Origin of the sequence: uncultured Sphingomonas sp. (assembly GCF_936927845.1) — a bacterium.
Lineage (GTDB): Bacteria > Pseudomonadota > Alphaproteobacteria > Sphingomonadales > Sphingomonadaceae > Sphingomonas.
Map to the genome: position 1 here is coordinate 189,050 of NZ_CAKZHV010000060.1, position 18,423 is coordinate 207,472.

The following is an 18,423-nucleotide window of genomic DNA, read 5'->3' on the forward strand; positions in this document are numbered from 1 at the left end:
TCAGGCTCCTCGGTAGTAACGATGGGGAACGAACGGCATCGCGGCGACGGTCGCGGCGTGGACCTTGCCGCGCTGGACGAGGCGGACGGCGCTGCCCGGGGCTGCGAGTTCGATCGGGACATAGGCCATCGCGATCGGCGCGCCGACGCTGGGGGCAAAGCCGCCGCTGGTCACGCGCCCGATCACCGCGCCGTCGTCGCCGACGACGCTCGCGCCCTCGCGCACCGGCTGGCGACCCTCGACCAGCAGGCCGACGCGCTTGACCGCGGGACCGCGCTCGCGCTCGGCGAGGATGCGCTGCGCACCCGGAAAGTCCGCCGCCTCGCGCCGGCGCTTCCATAGCGCGAAGCCGAGGTCGGCCATCACCGGCGTCGTCTCGGGATCGAGATCGTGGCCGTAGAGCGGCAGCCCCGCCTCGAGCCGCAGCGAGTCGCGCGCACCGAGGCCGATTGGCTTTACTTCGGGCTGCTGGAGCAGCGCGTCGGCGAATGCCTCCGCCGCCTCGGCGGGCAGCGAAATCTCGTAGCCGTCCTCACCCGTATAGCCCGAGCGGCTGAGCCAGACGTCATGACCCTGCCACTGAAACGCGCCCGCCTGCATGAAGACCAGCGCCTCGACGCCAGGGATCAGCCGCGACACCGCGTCGACCGCCTTCGGCCCCTGCACCGCGAGCAGAGCGTGATCCTCCATCAGGTTGATCGTCACGTCGTCGGGCAGATGCTCGATCATGTGCGACACGTCGTCGTACTTGGTCGCGCCGTTGACGACCATGTAGACGCGGTCCTCTGCCTGACGCGTAAGCATCAGGTCGTCGAGCACGCCGCCCTCCTCGTTGAGCAGCAGCGAGTAGCGCGCCTTGTTGAACGGCAGCTTCTGGATCTCGGCCGGCAGCAATGCCTCCAGCGCCGCGACGACGCCCTCGCCGGTGATCGAGAGCTGGCCCATGTGGCTGACGTCGAACAGCCCGGCGTTCTCGCGCGTCCAGAGATGCTCTGCCATGATGCCCTCGTACTGAACGGGCATGTGATAGCCGGCGAACTCGACCATGCGGCCGCCACGCGCGCGGTGCCACGCGTCGAGCGGAAGCGTCAGCGTCTCGATGACGACTTCATCCCCATCTTCTTCTGGGCCGGAAGCGCCGTTGGTGGGTTGGATCTTGTCGCTCATCACGGCTTCCTGACGAAAGGACATCACGGCGCGGGGTCGCGCGGCGATCATGCCCCCCTCTGTCACGGAACCTGAGAGCTTTCTCGCCGCTTGCGAGGCGATTACCCCTTCGGTGGATCGCGCCGGGTGAACGGCGCAACCGCTTTCCAGAGTGTCGATAGGCTGACGCGGTCCCTGCTGCCTGAGAGATTCCGGGGTGGTTGCTCCTTCGGCGGCGGCCAGGTGCCTCAAAGGCCGGCCGCACTCTCCCGCGCCGCCCACGCACGGGCATGTGCCCCCGCGTCGACGCTCGCCGCTCTGCCGCCGCCGGAGATTCGTGTCAATCGCTCTCGCGTCGGCCGCTTCAGCGCGTCGCGTTGTAGCGCAACTGATCCTGCGTCAGCTGGAAACCGACCAGCGCCTCGAACGTCGCCGACAGCACCGCCTGGCGCACCTCGGGCTGCGACAAGGGATCAACCGCCGCATCCTCGTCACCTGCCTTGCGCTTGCGCGTCAGCTTGTCGCGAATCTCCTGCGGCACGGTCGCCAGCGCGCGCGAGACGACCGTGGTCGCCTGCGGGTTCGCGGTCGCCACCGCCTGCCCCGCGTCCCAGTGGAGCGCGACGCCGCCGACACGCTTCGACACCACCGAATTGCCGCCGCGGGTGATCGCGATGAAATACGGCAGCGTTAGGTCGCGCGGACCGACGGTCTGCGTGCGGCGCGCGCGCACGTCGAAGGTCACGGTGGTCTGGATGTCGTCGCCCGCGTCGTTGCAGGTCGACCGCACGTTGCTGATCGCCGCGGTCACGTCGATCGCGCTCGCGTCGGTGCTGGTCGCGGGATTGAACACGGTCACGTCGCCTGTTCCCGCAGGCACGCCCACCACCGGACAGGCCGAGCGGACCGAGGTGATGCCAGCGGCACCGCCCGTCACATCGATCTCGCCCGACTTGGCGCACCCAGCCGCGGCGAGAAGCAGGACGAGCGGCAGGTGATGGCGGCGAAGGGGCACAGGCGGCATTCCTGGTACAAGAAGCGGATACGCGACGGGACCGCCTCTCCAAGCGAGAGGCCGGCCCCGTTCAGCCCGCACCATAGGAACCGCCTTTCGCCGGAGCAAGCATTGGCGTACATGGGTGGCCATGTCCCCGCTCCCCGCAATCGAAGGCGCCGCCGACCTGCCGACCTCCGCGAGCACCATGCGCCGCCCGCTGGAGCTGATGATTGCCGCGCCGCGCGGTTTCTGCGCCGGGGTCGACCGCGCGATCCGCATCGTGGAACTCGCGCTGGAAAAGCACGGCGCGCCCGTCTACGTCCGGCACGAGATCGTCCACAACAAGTTCGTGGTCGACGCGCTGAAGGCCAAGGGCGCGGTGTTCGTCGAGGAACTGGACGAGGTGCCCGACGACGCCAACGTCGTCTTTTCCGCGCACGGCGTGCCCAAATCGGTGCCGGCCGAGGCGCAGGACCGAGGCCTGAGCTACCTCGACGCGACCTGCCCGCTCGTCTCCAAAGTTCACCGCCAGGCCGAGCGGCTGGTGGCGGCGGGACGCCACATCGTGTTCGTCGGCCACGCCGGCCACCCCGAGGTGATCGGCACCTTCGGACAGGTGCCCGCGGGCGCGATGACCCTGGTCGAAACGGTCGAGGACGTGGCGACGCTCAACCTGCCCGACCCGGCGAACGTCGCGTTCCTGACGCAGACGACGCTGTCGGTCGACGACACCGCCGCGATCGTCGCGGCGCTGCACGCGCGTTACCCCTCGATCGACGCGCCGCGCGGCGAGGACATCTGCTACGCGACCTCGAACCGCCAGGCCGCCGTCAAGGCGATCGCGGATTCGTGCGATGCGGTCTTGGTGATCGGCGCGCCCAATTCGTCCAACTCGGTTCGGCTGGTCGAGGTCGCCGAGCGGCAGGGCGTACGTGCCGCGCTGATCCAGCGTGCGGCCGAGCTCGACTGGGCGTTCCTCGACGGCGTCGGCACATTGGGCATCACCGCGGGGGCGTCCGCGCCCGAACTGCTGGTGCGCGAACTGGTCGACCGGCTCGCGACGCGGTTCGACGTGATCGAGCGCGAGGTCGAGACGACGCGCGAGTCGATCGCGTTCAAGCTGCCGCGCGGGCTCGACGCCGCCGCCTGAGTGCGCTGTCCCGCACGCGCGAACCGTGCCACGACGGGTAGGTGATCGCTGACGCGCGGGTGGGCGCGCGCACCTACGTCGGCCTGCGACCTTTGTGACCTTTTGCGCGGGAGATTGAGCATGGCCGTCTACACGCACGTCTCCGCCGAGGCATTGAGCCGCTTTCTCGCGCGCTACGACGTCGGTGAGCTCGTCTCCGCCAAGGGGATCGCCGAAGGGGTGGAGAATTCCAACTACCTCGTCGACACGACCGCCGGGCGCTACATCCTGACCTTGTACGAGCGGCGCGTGGCCGCCGCCGACCTTCCGTTCTTCATGGCGCTGCTCGATCACCTCGCTGCCAAGGGGTTGCCGGTGCCGCCCGCCATTCCCGATCGCGGCGGAGAGGCGATCCAGCAGCTCGAAGGCCGCCCCGCCTGCCTGATCCGTTTCCTGCCGGGCGTGTCGCTGTCGCATCCCACACCGGCGCAGGCACTGGCCGCGGGCGAGGCGCTCGCGCAGATGCACCGCGCGGTCGGCGACTTCGCGCTCACGCGGCCGAACACGATGGGCGTCGACACCTGGCGACCGTTGTTCGAACGTTGTGGGCGCAGCCTCGACGGGATCGCGCCCGGTCTGCACGACGCGCTCGACCGCGCGCTGGGTCACGTGCTGGCCGCCTGGCCGCGCGACACGCTCGACCTCTGCGCGATCCACGCCGATCTGTTTCCCGACAACGTGCTGATGCGCGGCGATCAGGTGTCGGGGCTAATCGACTTCTACTTCGCCTGCACCGACGTGCGTGTGTTCGATCTCGCGATCACGCACACCGCCTGGAGCTTCGACGCGAGCGGTGCGCGCTACGACGCCGCGATCGGTGACGCGCTGTTCGCCGGATATGAGCGCCACTTCCCGCTGTCGCCCGCCGAGCGTGATGCGTTTCCGACACTCGCAGCGGGGGCGTGCCTGCGTTTCGCGCTCAGCCGGGCGTGGGACTGGCTCAACACCCCCGCCGATGCGCTGGTGACGCGCAAGGACCCGCTCGCTTACCTGCGCCGGCTCGGGCATTACGCGCCCGACCTGCTTCCTCAACACATGAAGAACCACGCATGACCACCGAACTCTCGTCAACCGAACTCCCCGTCGTCGAGATCGCGACCGACGGCGCGTGCAAGGGTAATCCCGGCCCCGGCGGCTGGGGAGCGCTGCTGCGGATGGGCGAGACGGAGAAGGAGCTGTCGGGTGCCGAGAACCCGACCACCAACAACCGCATGGAGCTGACCGCCGCGATCGAGGGGCTGAAAGCGTTGAAGCGGCCGTGCCGCGTCACGCTGTCGACCGACAGCCGCTACGTGATGGATGGCCTGACCAAGTGGATTCACGGTTGGCAGAAGAACGGCTGGCGCACCGCCGACAAGAAACCGGTCAAGAACGCCGAGCTGTGGCAGGCTTTGCTCGCCGCCGCCAAGCCGCACCGGATCGAGTGGAAATGGGTCAAGGGCCACGCCGGCCACCCCGACAACGAGCGCGTCGACAAGCTGGCGAGCGACGCCGCGGTTGCGATCGCCAAGCGCCCGCGCGCCGCGGCGTGATCGGCTGATCGCCCCTTCACCAAACCGATGCGCGCGCGCGACTTCCTGATCCTGGTGCTGGTCTGCCTCGCCTGGGGCTATAGCAACGTGCTCAGCAAGATCGTGGTGGGTCAGTGGCACGTGCCGCCGCTGTTCTTCGCCGCGATCCGCTTCGCGGTGGTGGTGCTCGCGACCTTACCGTGGCTGTGGCCGATGCCGCGCCCCAGACTACGGGTAGCGACGATCGGACTGCTGATGGGCGCGGGCAATTTCGCATTGCTGTTCATCGGATTGCAGACCGCCTCGCCCTCGTCCGCCGCGATCGTCATCCAGATCGGCGTGCCGTTCACCACGCTGCTGTCGATCGTGCTGCTGGGCGAGCGCATCCACCTGCGCCGCGGGATCGGCATCGCGCTGACGCTCGCGGGCGTGGTGCTGGTGGTGTGGAACCCGCACGGCGTCGCCTTGTCGGCGGGGCTCTGGTTCATCGTCGGCGCGGCGTTCGCGGGGTCGCTCGGAGCGGTGATGATGAAGCAGGTCGAGGATGTCGCGCCGCTCAGGTTCCAGGCGTGGGTCGGCGTCGTCTCGTGCCTGCCGCTCGCGATCGGATCGGCACTGTTCGAACGCGGACAGTGGGCAAGCGCGGTCGCGATCGGCTGGCCGTTCGTCGCCGCGGTGCTGTTCGCCGCGCTCGTCGTCTCGGTCGTCGCGCACACCAGTTATTACGCGCTGATCCGGCGCTACGAGGCCAATCTGCTCGCCCCGCTGACGCTGATGACGCCGCTCGCGACGATCGCCTTCGGCGTCGCGCTGACGGGCGACCACCTCGACCGCCGCATGATCGCTGGCGCCGCGCTCGCACTCCTCGGCGTGCTGGTGGTCGCGATGCGCGCGCGGCCGAAGACCGCACTGCTCGCCGAGCGCGAACAGGCCTAGGCGCGCGCGAACCGCGTCGCAGCGTAGCGTTCCACGTCAACGCCCGCCGGCATGTCGCCGCCCACCAACAGCGCCGCGCCGACCTGCGCGGCGGCGGGCGCGGTCTGGATGCCGAAGCCGCCCTGGCCCGCGAACCAGAAAAAGCCCGAAACCTCGGCATCGAACCCGTACACCGGCGCGCGGTCGGGCGCGAACGAGCGAAGGCCCGCCCAGGTCCGCTCGATCTTCTCGACCCGCCAGTCGACCACGCCCTCGAACCGATCGACTGCGGTCGCGACGTCGATTTCCTCGGGCGCGACGTCGTGCGGATCGACCGGCGTCTCGTCGTGCGGGCTCAGCCATAGCCGCCCGCCTGCCTCGGGCTTGAAGTAGAATCGTCCCGCGATGTCAGCGACGTGCGGCAGCGCCGCTGGCGCGGACGGATCGGTCCGCATTTGCACCATCGTCCGGCGATAGGCGCGGATGCCGATCGGCCGCACGCCCGCCGCGCCCGCCACCGCGTCGGCCCAGGCACCCGCGGCATCGACCAGCACGTCGGCGGTGAAGCGGCGACCGTCGCGAGTCGCGATGCGCCAGCGACCACCCTCGCGCTCGGCGCTCGCCAGCTCGGCGCGCGTCTCGACGGTTGCACCGCTGCGCCGTGCGGCGGCGAGCCGATCGGCGTGGAGCCGCCCCACATCGATATAAGCGCACGACGCCTCCATCACGCCGTGACGCCAGGCGGGCCGCAGCCCCGGCACCAGCGTCGCCGGATCGACCCGGTCGAGCACCACCGGCGTACCAGCGAACTCCGCTTGGAACGTGTCGATCGCCGCCGCATCCGCGTCACGCCCGATGTGGAGCGAGCCGAGCGGTTCGAGATAGCCGCCGTCGCGCAAGCTGCCGCCGGACGCGGTGGTCAGCGGCTGGATCGCCGCGCCGCCGTAGGTTTCCGACCAGAATGCCGCCGAACGCCCGGTCGCGTGATAGCCCGGCTGGTCCTCCGCCTCCAGCAACAGCACGCGCGCTTGGGTACCGATCTCGGCGGCGAGACTCGCCCCCGCGATCCCAGCGCCCACGATCGCGATGTCGTAGTTCACCGCCCCAACCGCTCGTCGAGGAACGAATCGATCGCGGACAATGCGCGGTCACGCACCGGATCGGCCTCGCGCAGCAGCTCGTGCGCGGCATCCGCACCGAAGCGGATAACGGTCGCATCGAGCAGCCGCGCACCGACCGCGGCCGCAGCGGTCGAGTCGACCAGCGCGTCACGGTCGGCGAGCAGCATCAAGGTGGGCACCGTCATTCGCAGCAGCGCCGGATCGCGCCGCAGCCGGTCGGTCGCCGCAAATGCTTCCGCCAGCCACGCCCAGCTCGGCGGACCAAGCTTCAGCTCGGGCGATTGCTGATACCACCAGCCCTCGTCCGAATAGCGTTCGGCGTCCGCGGTCAGGATCGACTGCCTGTCGACCTGCACGCCCGGTTTCTCGTGCCCCTTCCACGCCGCGCGGGCCGGATCGCCCGCGCGCCGCATCAGCCCGGCAAGCCACCCGCCCGCCCTCGCCCCGACCGGCGAACGCAACCCCAGCATCGGCGCGACCAGCACCGCCGCATCAGCGTCGATCACGCGATCGACAAGCGCACGCAGCACCAGAAACCCGCCCATCGAATGACCGACGACGACCCGCGGACCGTGGTTCTCCGCCGCCCAGTCACGCCAGAACTGAGCGAGATCGGCGATCCAGGGCGCGAAATCGTCGGCGTGGCCGACGTTGCGGTTCGGGGAGAGCCGCCCCGACCCGCCCTGCCCGCGCCAGTCGAACGCCGACACCGACCAGCCGGCGTGATGCCAATGCGCGAACGTCTCCAGATATTTCTCGAACACGTCGCCGCGCCCGGTCTGGAACAGGATCGCGCCGCGCGCGGACTCTGCCGGCCAGTCGAAGCGCCGGATCGGCCAACCGTCGGCGGCATGCCACGTCGACACACGCGCATCGATGGGGATCGCGCGGCGAAAGGCGGCGTGGCGGCTCATCGCGGGCATGGTTACGGTTTCCTAAGGCATATCGTCTAGCCACCTGATGCATGGGGTGGACTATTCTCGTCTGGGCGTTGCCCGCGTGTCTCGCGCTGCTGCTGGTATCGGCCGGCATCGAGGACGCGCGCCACCGCGAGATCGCCAATTGGAAGAATGCGGCGATTGCGCTGCTGGCACCGCTCTGGTGGGTCGCAGTCGGGCTCGATCCGTGGCCGATGATGGCGATCCAATTGGGGGGCGCTTTGATCGCGTTCGCGCTGTTCTGCGGCGCGTTCGCGCTCGGTCAGATGGGTGGCGGCGACGTGAAGCTGATCGGCGCGCTGGCGCTGTGGCTCGCGCCGTTGAACGTCATGAACATGCTGATCGTCATGTCGCTCGCGGGCGGGGCGCTGACGCTCGCCTTCCTCCTCGAGCACAAACTCCTCAGGCGCGAAGGCGCGATCGAGATTCCGTACGGCGTCGCGATCGCCTTCGCCGGGCTGCTCGCACTGCGCGAACCGCTCGTTAACCAATTTACGTAATCATGCAGGTCGAAAGAATCGGCCGTTCCGCCGCTCGGATAGGAACAAGGGGCAAGGCATACAATGGATAGTCGCAAGGTGGTTCTGCTGGTCGGCGCGCTGTTCGTGGCGGCGATCACCGCCTTCATGGCGCGCACGCTGATGGCGGGCAGCGCGGCACCCGCTGCCGCCGCGATCGCGATGCCCGCACCGGTCGTGCCCGATGGGCCCGAGGTGCTGGTGGCGACCCGCGCGCTACCCGTCGGCACGATCCTGGACGCGACGGCGCTGAAGTTCCAGCCCTGGCCCAAGGAGCTGGTCGAGAACGCGTACTTCAAGAAAGACGGCACCGACCTGTCCAAACTGCTCGGCACGGTCGTCCGTCTGCCGATCACCGCGGGACAACCCGTCACGCAGGGCGCGCTGGTGAAACCAGGCGACCGCGGCTTCCTCGCCGCCGCACTGGGTGCCGGCATGCGCGCGGTGACCGTTCCCGTTTCGGCGCAGACCTCGGTCGCGGGCTTCGTCTTTCCGGGCGACCACATCGACCTGATCCTGACCCAGTCGGTCGAAGGCGGCGGTGACGGCCCCCCGCTCAAGACCAGCGAAACCGTGATCCGCAACCTGCGCGTGCTCGCCACCGATCAGCGCACCAGCGACGAGAAGGACGACAAGGGCAACACGATCGTGAAGACCTTCTCGACCGTCACGGTCGAGGCGACACCTAAGATCGCCGAGCAGATCGAACTCGCGCAGACGCTGGGCAACCTGTCGCTCTCGCTGCGCTCGATCGCCGACAATGCCGGCCAGCTGGAGGAAGCGATCGCCTCGGGCCAGTTGAGCGTCGGTGACGGCAAGAACGAGAAGGCGGTGCTCGCCCAGGCGGCCAGCATGCCGCAATCGGGCGCGGGCAGTTTCATGACCGGCGCCGACATCTCGCGTTTCCAGCGCCGCACGGTACCCGGCAAGCCCAGCACCGGCATGGGGACCACCCCCGCGCCGTCGATGGCGGCACCATCCAACCTGGCCAGCGGCGCACCCGATGCGGCGCCCAAACCGACGGGGCCGGTCGTCCGGATCGCCCGCGGCAACAACGTGACCGAAATTCCGGTCGGAGGGAAGTGAGCATGCGTTTCTCGTCCACGCCGCTCGGCTGGCCGCTGGCGCTCGCACTCGCGAGTGCAGCCATCGCCGCCACGCCGGCCGCCGCCCCCGCGCAATCGGCCGTCGCCAGCACCGGCGGCACGGTGCAGGTGTCGACCAATCGCGGTCGCCTCATCACACTGTCGCGCCCGATGAGCGACCTGTTTGTCGCCAATCCGGAAATCGCGGACGTTCAGGTCCGCTCGCCTACGCAGCTCTACGTGTTCGGCAAGAAGCCGGGCGAGACGACGGTATCGGCAACCGCGAAGGGCGGCGCGGTCGTCTATGCCGCGACGGTGCGGGTCGGCAACAATTACGACTCGCTCCAGTCGATGCTCAACCTCGCCATGCCGGACGCGCAGATCACCGCGACGCCGATGAACGGCATGGTGCTGCTGACCGGCACCGTGCGCGGTCCCGAGGACGGTGCCGAGGCCGAGAAGCTGGTCGCTGCCTTCGTGGGCGAGAACACCAAGGTGCTCAGTCGGCTGCGCACCGCGACGCCGTTGCAGGTCAACCTGCAGGTGAAGTTCGCGGAAGTGAACCGCAGCTTCCTGAAGAACATCGGCAACAACCTGATCACGCGCGACACGACCAACGGATTCAATTTCAGCATCGGCTCGGGACGTGTCCCCGGCACGATCGGCAATGCGAACACGTCTAGCTTCCCGCTCGTCGATGCGTCATCGCGCTACGGTCTGCCTGCGGGTTCGGTGAACCTTCCGTTCAATCCAAAGACCGGGCAGTTCGTTTACCCCGACTCGGGCAGCTCCTATTCCTTCAACAACGGACGCCCCGACAGCGTTCGCACCTCGATCGGACTGGCGGGCAAGCTGCTCGGGCTCGACGTGCTGTCCGCCATCGATCTGGGCGAACAGAACGGCCAGGTGACCCTGCTCGCCAACCCCAATCTGACCGCTTTGTCGGGCGAGACCGGCACCTTCCTCGCCGGCGGTGAGATCCCGATCCCGATCGCGCAGGGCCTCGGCTCGGTGTCGATCGAATACAAGGAATTCGGTGTCAGCCTGGCCTACACGCCGACCGTTCTTTCGGACGGCCGCATCTCGCTGCGCGTCCGCCCCGAAGTGTCGAACCTCGATTATTCGAACGCAGTCCCCTTCGGCGGCACGCAGATCCCCGCGCTCACCACGCGCCGCGCGGAAACGACGGTGGAGCTCGGCTCGGGCCAGAGCTTCATGATCGCCGGCCTCATGTCCAACAACCATTATAACAATTTCTCGAAGACGCCCGGCGTCGGCGACGTGCCGGTGCTCGGCGCGCTGTTCCGCTCCAACGCGTTCCAGCGCAACGAGACCGAGCTGGTCATCATCATCACGCCGTATCTGGTGAAGCCGGTGAACGGCAACGACATCGCGCTGCCGACCGACGGCTACAAGGCGCCGACCGATCTGCAACGCGTGTTGCTGGGCCAGTTGACCGACGGCCAGAGCGCCGCCGAGCGGCCGAAGCCGACGATGCAGGTCGGCCCGGCCCCCGCCCCGGCGATCGGCGCGGCCGCCGCGGCCCGCCCGACCCAGCCGCTACCCCAGCCGCTTCCCGCCGCGCCGGCGCGTGATGCCGCCGCCGGCAGCGCCGACCGCAAGGCCGCCAAGTCCGCCACGCGCAAGGGCCCCGCCCCTGCGCCCGGCTTCTCGATCAACTGATGCGCACATCGACACGCATGCTGGCACGCAAAGGGATCATGCCCATGACCAAGCGCCCCCTTCTCCTCGCCGCCTTGAGCGCCGCAACGCTGCTCGGCGGTTGCGGCACGCCCAATCGCGGGCTCGAATCGGTGCACCAGCCGGTGGTGTCACGCGCCGATTACGCGCTCGACGTGCAGAGCGGACCCGACGGCATCGGCCCCGACGAGGCGCGCCGCGTGACCGGCTGGATGGACACGCTGCGCATCGGCTACGGCGACACGATCGCGCTCGACGATCCTTACGGTGCGACGCGGGCGACGCGCAGCGACGTGGCGCAAATCGCCGCACGCTACGGCCTGCTCCTCTCCGACGAGGCACTCGTCACCGGCTCGCCCGTGACGCCCGGTACGGTCCGGATCGTCGTCAGCCGTGCGCGCGCGTCGGTACCCGGTTGCGCCGACTGGTCGCGGATGAACGACCCGAACTTCAACGCGCATACAGGCTCCAACTACGGCTGCGCGACCAACACCAATCTCGCCGCGATGGTCGCCAACCCGACCGACCTGGTACGCGGAGCACCGGGCAGCGGTGATTACGACGCTGCCACCGGCTCGCGCGCGATCAACACGATGCGCGCCGCGACCCCGACCGGACAGGGTGGCACCTGGGTCCGCGCCGAGCCGGCGGGAGCCAAGAAGTGAACGCGCCCTGGAAACCGGGCGGCCTCGCCCAGCGAACCCCGTTCCTCGCCTTCGCCAGCGACGAAGCCGCCGCCGACGCGATCCGCCCGATCGCGTCCGAGATGGGCTGGCCATCGGACAACGTCCACCAGGGCGGCCTGCGCAACGCGGTGCAGACCCTGTCGGTGTCGACCAGTCCGCACGTGCTGTTCGTCGACCTGTCGGGCTCAAGCGATCCGCTCAGCGACATCAACGGCCTCGCCGAGGTGTGCGAGCCCGGCACGGTCGTGATCGCCGCGGGTCAGGTGAACGACGTACGCCTGTACCGCGACCTGCTCGCCTCGGGTATCCAGGATTACCTGCTCAAGCCGTTCTCGGCCGACATGCTGCGCGATTCGTTCGCACAGGCGCAGTCGATCCTCAATGCGCCAAAGGTTAGCGAGGGGGCCAGCACGCGTCCGCATCTCGCCATCGCTGTGATCGGCACGCGCGGCGGCGCGGGCGCGTCGACGATCGCGACCTCACTCGCCTGGCTGCTCAGCGACAAGGAGAAGCGCACCACCGCGCTGCTCGACCTCGACGTTCACTTCGGCACCGGTGCGCTGGCACTCGACCTCGAGCCCGGCCGCGGCCTGACCGACGCGATCGAGAACCCGAGCCGCATCGACGGGCTCTTCATCGAGCGCGCGATGGTGAAGGCTTCGGAGAATCTGTCGGTGCTGTCAGCCGAGGCGCCGATCAGCCAGCCGGTGATGACCGACGGCGCGGCCTTTTACCAATTGCAGGAGGAGATGCGCGGCGCGTTCGAATGCACCGTGGTCGACCTGCCACGCATGATGCTGGTGCAGCACCCGCATCTGGTCGCCGACGTGAACAGCGCGGTGATCGTGACCGAGCTGACCCTCGCCGCGGCGCGCGACACGATCCGGCTGCTGTCGTGGATGCGCAGCAACGCGCCGCAGATGCAGGTGACGGTTGTCGCAAACCGCGTCCATCCGGGCACTGCGCTCGAGATCACGCGCAAGGATTTTGAGGGCTCGATCGAGCGCAAGATCGACGTCGTCGTCCCCTTTGACCAGAAACTGGCAGCGCAGGCCGCCAAGCTCGGCAAACCGTTCGCGGAGGCGGGCAAGGCGTCGAAGACGGTGCAGCCGCTGATCGACCTCGCCGCGCTGCTCGCGCTCACCGACGAGGACGGCAATCCCGCTGCCCCGAAGGCGAAGGGCGGCTCGCTGCTCGGCAAGTTCAGCGATTTGAAGGGGCTCGTCGCGAAAAAGGAGCCGGTGAAGAAGTCCGCCTCCAAGAGCGCGGGCAAGTAAGCGGGCGCGGGTGCTAGCGTGAAGGGCGAACCATGCTGCCAATGATGTTGATCGGGATCGGCGCGCTCATCACGCTCGGCATGATCCTGTTCGCCTTTGCCGGACCATCGGCGCAGAAAGCGAGCAACCGCCGCCTGGTCGCGTTGCGCGAGCGTCACTCCACCTCGGCCGAGGGCGCGATGGAGGCGCAGATGCGCCGCATCACCGGGCGCAACCAGACCAAGGCCGACAAGGCCGCAATGCGCTTGCTGCCCAACCCGGCCGAGTTGCAGAAACGGCTCAACATGACCGGCGAGACGTGGACGGTCGGCCAGTACGGCATGGTTTCGCTCGGGCTGGCGGTGGGGCTTACGCTCCTCATGCTGCTGCGCGGCTGGCCGCTGCTGCTTGCCTTGTTCCTCGGGCTTTGCGTCGGCGCGGGCTTCCCGCACTGGTGGGTCGGCAAGGTCATCAAGAAGCGCGTCGCCAAGTTCAACGCGAAGTTCCCCGACGCGATCGAGCTGCTGGTGCGCGGCCTGCGCTCGGGCCTGCCGATCACCGAAACGATGTCGGTCGTCGGCGCCGAAGTCGACGGCCCGGTGGGTGAGGAATTCCGCTCAGTCAGCGACAAGATGAAGATCGGCCGCTCGATGGACGTGGCGTTGCAGGAAACGGCCGACCGGCTCGGCACGCCCGAATTCCAGTTCTTCGTCATCACCATCGCGATCCAACGCGAGACGGGCGGCAACCTTGCCGAAACGCTCCAGAACCTCGCCACCGTGCTGCGCTCGCGCATGCAGATGAAGCTCAAGATCAAGGCGATGTCGTCTGAATCGAAAGCGTCGGCCTATATCGTCGGCGCGCTGCCGTTCATCGTGTTCGTGCTGATCTGGATCATCAACGGCAAGTACATGCAGAACTTCTTCGTCGACGAACGGCTGATGATCACCGGCGGCGGCGGCCTGATCTGGATGGGAATCGGCGCCTTTATCATGTCCAAGATGGTGAGCTTCGAGATATGATCGCGTCTCCTCCCGGCCCGACGCTGATGGGCATCGACGTGCTCTGGGTGGCGACGATCCTGTCCGGGGTCGCGGCCGCGGCGGTCATGTTCGCGATCTACGCGGCGCTCAGCGTGCGCGATCCGATGTCGAAGCGCGTCAAGGCGCTGAACGACCGCCGTGAGCAGCTGAAGGCGGGGATCACGGCGTCGACCTCCAAGCGCCGTGCCAAGCTCGTCCAGAAGAGCGAGACCGCCGACAAGCTGCGCGATCTCTTGTCCAGCCTGAAGATGCTGCAGGACGAACAGGTCCGCGCCGCGCAACAGAAGCTGATGCAGGCGGGTATCCGCAAAAAGGACTGGGCGATCGGCGTTATCTTCGGCCGCGTCGCCCTGCCGGTCGTCATCGGCGGGTTCATGGTGTTGTGGGTCTACGGGCTCGACGCTTTCCCGACCTGGGGTCCAATCAAGCGCTACGGGCTGGTCGCGGCGAGCTTCATCCTGAGCTACAAGGCGCCCGACATCTATCTGAAGAACCTGATCACCAAACGGTCGGACGCGATCCGCAAGGGCCTGCCCGACGCGCTCGACCTGCTGGTGATTTGCGCCGAGGCCGGCCTGACCGTCGACGCGGCGTTCCACCGCGTGGCAAAGGAACTGGGCAAGGCCTATCCCGAACTGGGCGAGGAATGCGCGCTGACCGCGATCGAACTGGGCTTCCTGACCGACCGGCGCCAGGCATTCGAGAACCTGTCGAAGCGCGTCGCACTCGACGCGGTGAAGGGCGTGGTCACGACGATGATCCAGACGGAGAAATACGGCACCCCGCTTGCCAGCGCGCTGCGCGTGCTGTCGGCCGAGTTCCGCAACGAACGCATGATGCGCGCGGAGGAGAAGGCCGCGCGGCTGCCCGCGATCATGACGGTGCCGTTGATCCTGTTCATCCTGCCGGTGCTGTTCATCGTCATCCTGGGGCCCGCGGCCTGCTCGATCAACGACGCCTTCTCGGGCAAGGGGCCGGGCGGCTGAGTCAGGTTCCCGCGCCCCAACCGGCGCGGCGCGCAAGGGAACAGCGGTCCCGACCTCTCGTTATGCCTGCGTAACAGGGAGGAACGAGATGCTGTTCACCACCACGACGCAATATATCGCATTGGCCGTCGCCTTGGTCGCCGGCTGGCTGTTCGGACTGGCGAGCCATCCCGGTGGCAAGAAGTGGAAGCAGCGCTACGCCGACGAGCGCAACGGCCACGCGGAAACGCGCAAGTCGCTCGAAGCGCGCGTCAACGAACTGGAGCGCGAGAACAGCCGACTCGCCAGCGCCGCACCGGTCGCAGCTCCTGTCACCACGGCGGCGCCTGGCGCCGCATCGCGTGCAGAGCCCGCCTACCGCGACGATCATGTGATCCGCGACGAAGACCGCCGGCCGCTCTGAGGCCCGTCCGAACCTCTCCCACACCGAGCCGCTGACGGCCGCCGCGGCACCATACCGCGGCGGTGTTTTTCGTCAGCGCAGCCGGAGCGCTGCCTGCGCCGCGGCCAGTCGCGCGATCGGTACGCGATAGGGCGAGGCGCTGACGTAATCGAGCCCGACCTCCTCACAGAAGGCGATCGAGGCCGGATCGCCGCCGTGTTCGCCGCAGATGCCGAGCTTGATGTCGCCGCGCGTCGCGCGACCGCGCTCGGCCGCCAGGCGGACCAGTTCGCCGACGCCCTCGACATCCAGGCTGACGAACGGGTCCTTGGCGTAGATGCCCTTCTCGACGTAGGCGCCCAGGAAGCGCGCGGCGTCGTCGCGGCTGACGCCCAGCGTCGTCTGCGTCAGGTCATTGGTGCCGAAGGAGAAGAACTCGCCCGTCTCGGCGATCTCGCCCGCCTTCAAGGCCGCGCGCGGCAGCTCGATCATCGTGCCGACCAGATAGTCGATCTCGCGCCCGCGCTCGGCGAACACGGCCTTCGCCGCGGCATCGACCACCGCCTTCATCAGGTCGAGCTCGCGCTTGGTGGCGACCAGCGGGATCATCACCTCGGGGATCGGCGCCTCGCCCGACTTCTCCGCCACGTCGATCGCGGCCTCGAAGATCGCGCGCGCCTGCATCTCGTAGATTTCGGGGTAGGTCACGCCCAGGCGGCAGCCGCGGTGGCCGAGCATCGGGTTGAACTCGTGCAGCTCGGCGGCGCGGCGCTTGAGCTGGTCGACCTCCAGCCCCGCAGCGGACGCGACTTCCGCGAACTCGGCTTCCTCGTGCGGCAGGAATTCGTGCAAGGGAGGATCGAGCAGGCGGACCGTGACGGGCAACCCCGCCATCACCTCGAAGATCGCGGCGAAGTCGCTGCGCTGCTCTGGCAACAGACGGTCGAGCGCGGCGCGGCGGCCTGCTTCGTCCTCGGCCAAAATCATCTGGCGCACCGCGGTGATGCGCGTGGCCTCGAAGAACATGTGCTCGGTGCGGCACAGGCCGACGCCTTCGGCGCCGAAGTCGCGTGCGACCTGGCAGTCGGCGGGGGTCTCGGCATTAGCGCGGACTTTCAGGCGGCGGACCTCGTCGGCCCATTCCATCAACGTGCCAAAGTCGCCGGCGAGCTCGGGCTGGATCGTCGCGACCTCGCCCGCCATCACCTCGCCGGTCGAGCCGTCGATCGTGACGGTGTCGCCCTCGCGCACCTCGCGCCCCGCGACGCGCATCACCTTGGCTTTGGCGTCGATCGAGATCGATCCCGCGCCCGAGACGCAGGGGCGACCCATGCCGCGCGCGACGACCGCGGCGTGGCTGGTCATCCCGCCGCGCGCGGTCAGGATGCCCTTCGCCGCGTGCATGCCGTGGATGTCCTCGGGGCTGGTTTCGGTGCGGATCAGGATCACCGACTTGCCCTCGCCGGCGTGGCGCTCTGCGATGTCGGCGTCGAACACGGCCTCTCCGCTGGCGGCACCCGGCGAGGCGGGAAGCCCCTTGGTCAGCACGTCGCGCTTGGCCTCAGGGTCGAGTGTCGGGTGGAGCAACTGGTCGAGCGCCTGCGGGTCGACGCGCGCGACCGCCTCCTCACGGGTGATCAGCCCCTCGTTCGCCATATCGACCGCGATCTTGAGCGCCGCCTTGGCGGTGCGCTTGCCCGAGCGGGTCTGGAGCATCCAGAGCTTGCCCTGCTGTACCGTGAACTCGATGTCCTGCATGTCGCGGTAGTGCGTCTCGAGCCGGTCGAACACGCCCGCCAGCTCGGTATAGACCTCAGGCAGCGCTTCTTCCATCGAGGCGGGCTTGGCGCCGGCCTCCTCGCGCGCGGCCTTGGTCAAATACTGCGGCGTGCGGATGCCCGCGACGACGTCCTCGCCTTGGGCGTTGATCAGGAACTCGCCATAGTATGCGCGGTCGCCCTTGGACGGATCGCGGGTGAAGGCGACGCCGGTGGCGCTGGTGTCCCCCATGTTGCCGAACACCATCGCCTGAACGTTGACCGCGGTGCCCCAATCGGCGGGAATGTCGTTCAACCGGCGATAGACCTTGGCGCGATCCGACTGCCACGAGCCGAAGACGGCGCCGACCGCACCCCAGAGCTGGTCGTGCTCGTCTTGCGGGAACGGCTTGCCCCATTGCTGCTCGACCAAGCCCTTGTACTCGTCGACGAGCGCACGCAGGTCGTCGGCGGAGAGTTCGGTATCGAGCGTGTAGCCGCGGTCTTCCTTCAAGATTTCCAGCGCTTCCTCGAACGCGCCGTGGTCGAGTTCGAGCACCACGTCGGCGTACATTTGGATGAAGCGGCGGTAGCTGTCCCAGGCGAAGCGCGCGTCACCGCTGGCGGTGGCCAGGCCCTCGACGGTGCGGTCGTTCAATCCGAGGTTGAGGACGGTATCCATCATGCCGGGCATCGAGACGCGCGCGCCCGAGCGGACCGAAACGAGCAGCGGATCGGCGGCGTCACCGAACTTCTTGCCCGTCACCTCCTCGATGTGCGCGATGCCGGCGGCGACTTCGTCGCGCAGACTGTCGGGGAAGCGTTCGCCCTCCTCGTAGTAGCGCGTGCACATCTCGGTCGAGATGGTGAAGCCGGGGGGGACGGGCAGACCGATCGAGGCCATTTCGGCGAGGTTCGCGCCCTTGCCGCCGAGCAGGTTCTTCTGCCCCGCCTTACCCTCCGACGTGCCGCCGCCGAAGCGGTAGACGTATTGGACCTTCTCGCTTGCCCCGTTGGCCACCGTGATCGTCTCCTGATGCTTTATTGTTGCAACGCGGCATAGGCCCGGATGGGTGCGATGGCCAGTGGGATGGCGGCGGGGCGTGCGGGCTGGTGACACGTGCGGAATGGCGCGGAGACAGTGGTTTGCGCGGTGGTGTTGCGGGAACGTGCGACGGTAAGATTCTTGCGA

The 18,423-nt window shown here is 68.4% G+C and carries 17 protein-coding genes and 1 riboswitch; of the genes, 12 read left to right on the top strand and 5 right to left on the bottom strand.

Features of this window, described 5'->3' with window-relative positions; translation table 11 throughout:
- Complete coding sequence (gcvT, locus tag Q0579_RS12790; RefSeq protein ID WP_298812966.1) at window positions 1–1,167, bottom strand: glycine cleavage system aminomethyltransferase GcvT; 1,167 nt, start codon at window positions 1,165–1,167, stop codon at window positions 1–3.
- Between the two features lie 158 nt (window positions 1,168–1,325).
- Window positions 1,326–1,428, bottom strand: a riboswitch (glycine riboswitch).
- An 82-nt stretch (window positions 1,429–1,510) separates the two neighbouring features.
- Window positions 1,511–2,170 (bottom strand): hypothetical protein, encoded by a 660-nt coding sequence (locus tag Q0579_RS12795; protein ID WP_298812968.1) that lies wholly within the window; start codon window positions 2,168–2,170, stop codon window positions 1,511–1,513.
- A gap of 178 nt (window positions 2,171–2,348) precedes the next feature.
- Here Q0579_RS12795 and ispH point away from each other — a divergent pair, with 178 nt between their 5' ends.
- The 4 genes from ispH to Q0579_RS12815 all read left to right on the top strand — a co-directional run bounded on the left by ispH (window position 2,349) and on the right by Q0579_RS12815 (window position 5,779).
- Window positions 2,349–3,293 carry a 4-hydroxy-3-methylbut-2-enyl diphosphate reductase gene (gene ispH, locus Q0579_RS12800; RefSeq protein WP_298813172.1) on the top strand — a complete coding sequence of 315 codons (945 nt, stop codon included), beginning with the start codon at window positions 2,349–2,351 and terminating at the stop codon, window positions 3,291–3,293.
- A 120-nt stretch (window positions 3,294–3,413) separates the two neighbouring features.
- Window positions 3,414–4,385, top strand: coding sequence for a homoserine kinase (gene thrB / locus Q0579_RS12805; protein ID WP_298812970.1), 972 nt, complete (start codon window positions 3,414–3,416; stop codon window positions 4,383–4,385).
- Complete coding sequence (gene rnhA / locus Q0579_RS12810; protein ID WP_298812972.1) at window positions 4,382–4,864, top strand: ribonuclease HI; 483 nt, start codon at window positions 4,382–4,384, stop codon at window positions 4,862–4,864. Before thrB ends, rnhA begins: the two co-directional genes overlap by 4 nt.
- 27 nt (window positions 4,865–4,891) lie before the next feature.
- Entirely contained in the window at window positions 4,892–5,779 is an 888-nt protein-coding gene (locus tag Q0579_RS12815) for a DMT family transporter (protein ID WP_298812975.1), read from the top strand.
- Here Q0579_RS12815 and Q0579_RS12820 read toward each other — a convergent pair.
- Both Q0579_RS12820 and Q0579_RS12825 read right to left on the bottom strand, forming a co-directional pair.
- On the bottom strand, window positions 5,776–6,858 hold the full coding sequence (locus Q0579_RS12820) for an FAD-binding oxidoreductase (protein WP_298812978.1): 1,083 nt from the start codon (window positions 6,856–6,858) through the stop codon (window positions 5,776–5,778). The two genes, Q0579_RS12815 and Q0579_RS12820, sit on opposite strands and share 4 nt — an antisense overlap.
- Window positions 6,855–7,793, bottom strand: a complete 939-nt coding sequence (locus tag Q0579_RS12825; protein ID WP_298813174.1) for an alpha/beta hydrolase — start codon at window positions 7,791–7,793, stop codon at window positions 6,855–6,857. Before Q0579_RS12825 ends, Q0579_RS12820 begins: the two co-directional genes overlap by 4 nt.
- A 50-nt stretch (window positions 7,794–7,843) precedes the next feature.
- Here Q0579_RS12825 and Q0579_RS12830 point away from each other — a divergent pair, with 50 nt between their 5' ends.
- From Q0579_RS12830 to Q0579_RS12865, 8 genes are all read left to right on the top strand, one after another.
- Window positions 7,844–8,317, top strand: coding sequence for a prepilin peptidase (locus Q0579_RS12830; protein ID WP_298812980.1), 474 nt, complete (start codon window positions 7,844–7,846; stop codon window positions 8,315–8,317).
- Window positions 8,318–8,380: 63 nt separating this feature from the next.
- Complete coding sequence (gene cpaB, locus Q0579_RS12835; protein WP_298812983.1) at window positions 8,381–9,421, top strand: Flp pilus assembly protein CpaB; 1,041 nt, start codon at window positions 8,381–8,383, stop codon at window positions 9,419–9,421.
- 2 nt (window positions 9,422–9,423) lie between these two features.
- Window positions 9,424–11,103: a type II and III secretion system protein family protein gene (locus Q0579_RS12840; protein WP_298812985.1), complete on the top strand. Its 1,680-nt coding sequence runs from the start codon at window positions 9,424–9,426 to the stop codon at window positions 11,101–11,103.
- A gap of 44 nt (window positions 11,104–11,147) precedes the next feature.
- A complete protein-coding gene (locus Q0579_RS12845) occupies window positions 11,148–11,786 on the top strand; it encodes a CpaD family pilus assembly lipoprotein (protein ID WP_298812987.1) in 639 nt (212 codons plus the stop codon).
- Window positions 11,783–13,084 (top strand): pilus assembly protein CpaE, encoded by a 1,302-nt coding sequence (locus Q0579_RS12850; RefSeq protein WP_298812989.1) that lies wholly within the window; start codon window positions 11,783–11,785, stop codon window positions 13,082–13,084. The genes Q0579_RS12845 and Q0579_RS12850 overlap by 4 nt, the downstream gene beginning before the upstream one ends.
- A 32-nt stretch (window positions 13,085–13,116) precedes the next feature.
- On the top strand, window positions 13,117–14,085 hold the full coding sequence (locus Q0579_RS12855; protein WP_298812990.1) for a type II secretion system F family protein: 969 nt from the start codon (window positions 13,117–13,119) through the stop codon (window positions 14,083–14,085).
- Entirely contained in the window at window positions 14,082–15,092 is a 1,011-nt protein-coding gene (locus tag Q0579_RS12860) for a type II secretion system F family protein (RefSeq protein WP_298812991.1), read from the top strand. Before Q0579_RS12855 ends, Q0579_RS12860 begins: the two co-directional genes overlap by 4 nt.
- An 88-nt stretch (window positions 15,093–15,180) precedes the next feature.
- Window positions 15,181–15,495: a hypothetical protein gene (locus tag Q0579_RS12865; protein WP_298812992.1), complete on the top strand. Its 315-nt coding sequence runs from the start codon at window positions 15,181–15,183 to the stop codon at window positions 15,493–15,495.
- 72 nt (window positions 15,496–15,567) lie between these two features.
- Here Q0579_RS12865 and ppdK read toward each other — a convergent pair whose 3' ends face one another.
- Window positions 15,568–18,252, bottom strand: a complete 2,685-nt coding sequence (gene ppdK / locus Q0579_RS12870) for a pyruvate, phosphate dikinase (protein WP_298812993.1) — start codon at window positions 18,250–18,252, stop codon at window positions 15,568–15,570.
- Between the last annotated feature and the right edge of the window lie 171 nt (window positions 18,253–18,423).

What these genes read in the sequence shown, in the direction of transcription:
- gcvT (WP_298812966.1), bottom strand. Translation starts at nt 1,167, where the DNA reads ATGAGCGACAAGATCCAACCCACCAACGGCGCTTCCGGCCCAGAAGAA.
- Q0579_RS12795 (WP_298812968.1), bottom strand. Translation starts at nt 2,170, where the DNA reads ATGCCGCCTGTGCCCCTTCGCCGCCATCACCTGCCGCTCGTCCTGCTT.
- ispH (WP_298813172.1), top strand. Translation starts at nt 2,349, where the DNA reads ATGCGCCGCCCGCTGGAGCTGATGATTGCCGCGCCGCGCGGTTTCTGC.
- thrB (WP_298812970.1), top strand. Translation starts at nt 3,414, where the DNA reads ATGGCCGTCTACACGCACGTCTCCGCCGAGGCATTGAGCCGCTTTCTC.
- rnhA (WP_298812972.1), top strand. Translation starts at nt 4,382, where the DNA reads ATGACCACCGAACTCTCGTCAACCGAACTCCCCGTCGTCGAGATCGCG.
- Q0579_RS12815 (WP_298812975.1), top strand. Translation starts at nt 4,892, where the DNA reads ATGCGCGCGCGCGACTTCCTGATCCTGGTGCTGGTCTGCCTCGCCTGG.
- Q0579_RS12825 (WP_298813174.1), bottom strand. Translation starts at nt 7,793, where the DNA reads ATGAGCCGCCACGCCGCCTTTCGCCGCGCGATCCCCATCGATGCGCGT.
- Q0579_RS12830 (WP_298812980.1), top strand. Translation starts at nt 7,844, where the DNA reads ATGGGGTGGACTATTCTCGTCTGGGCGTTGCCCGCGTGTCTCGCGCTG.
- cpaB (WP_298812983.1), top strand. Translation starts at nt 8,381, where the DNA reads ATGGATAGTCGCAAGGTGGTTCTGCTGGTCGGCGCGCTGTTCGTGGCG.
- Q0579_RS12840 (WP_298812985.1), top strand. Translation starts at nt 9,424, where the DNA reads ATGCGTTTCTCGTCCACGCCGCTCGGCTGGCCGCTGGCGCTCGCACTC.
- Q0579_RS12845 (WP_298812987.1), top strand. Translation starts at nt 11,148, where the DNA reads ATGACCAAGCGCCCCCTTCTCCTCGCCGCCTTGAGCGCCGCAACGCTG.
- Q0579_RS12855 (WP_298812990.1), top strand. Translation starts at nt 13,117, where the DNA reads ATGCTGCCAATGATGTTGATCGGGATCGGCGCGCTCATCACGCTCGGC.
- Q0579_RS12860 (WP_298812991.1), top strand. Translation starts at nt 14,082, where the DNA reads ATGATCGCGTCTCCTCCCGGCCCGACGCTGATGGGCATCGACGTGCTC.
- Q0579_RS12865 (WP_298812992.1), top strand. Translation starts at nt 15,181, where the DNA reads ATGCTGTTCACCACCACGACGCAATATATCGCATTGGCCGTCGCCTTG.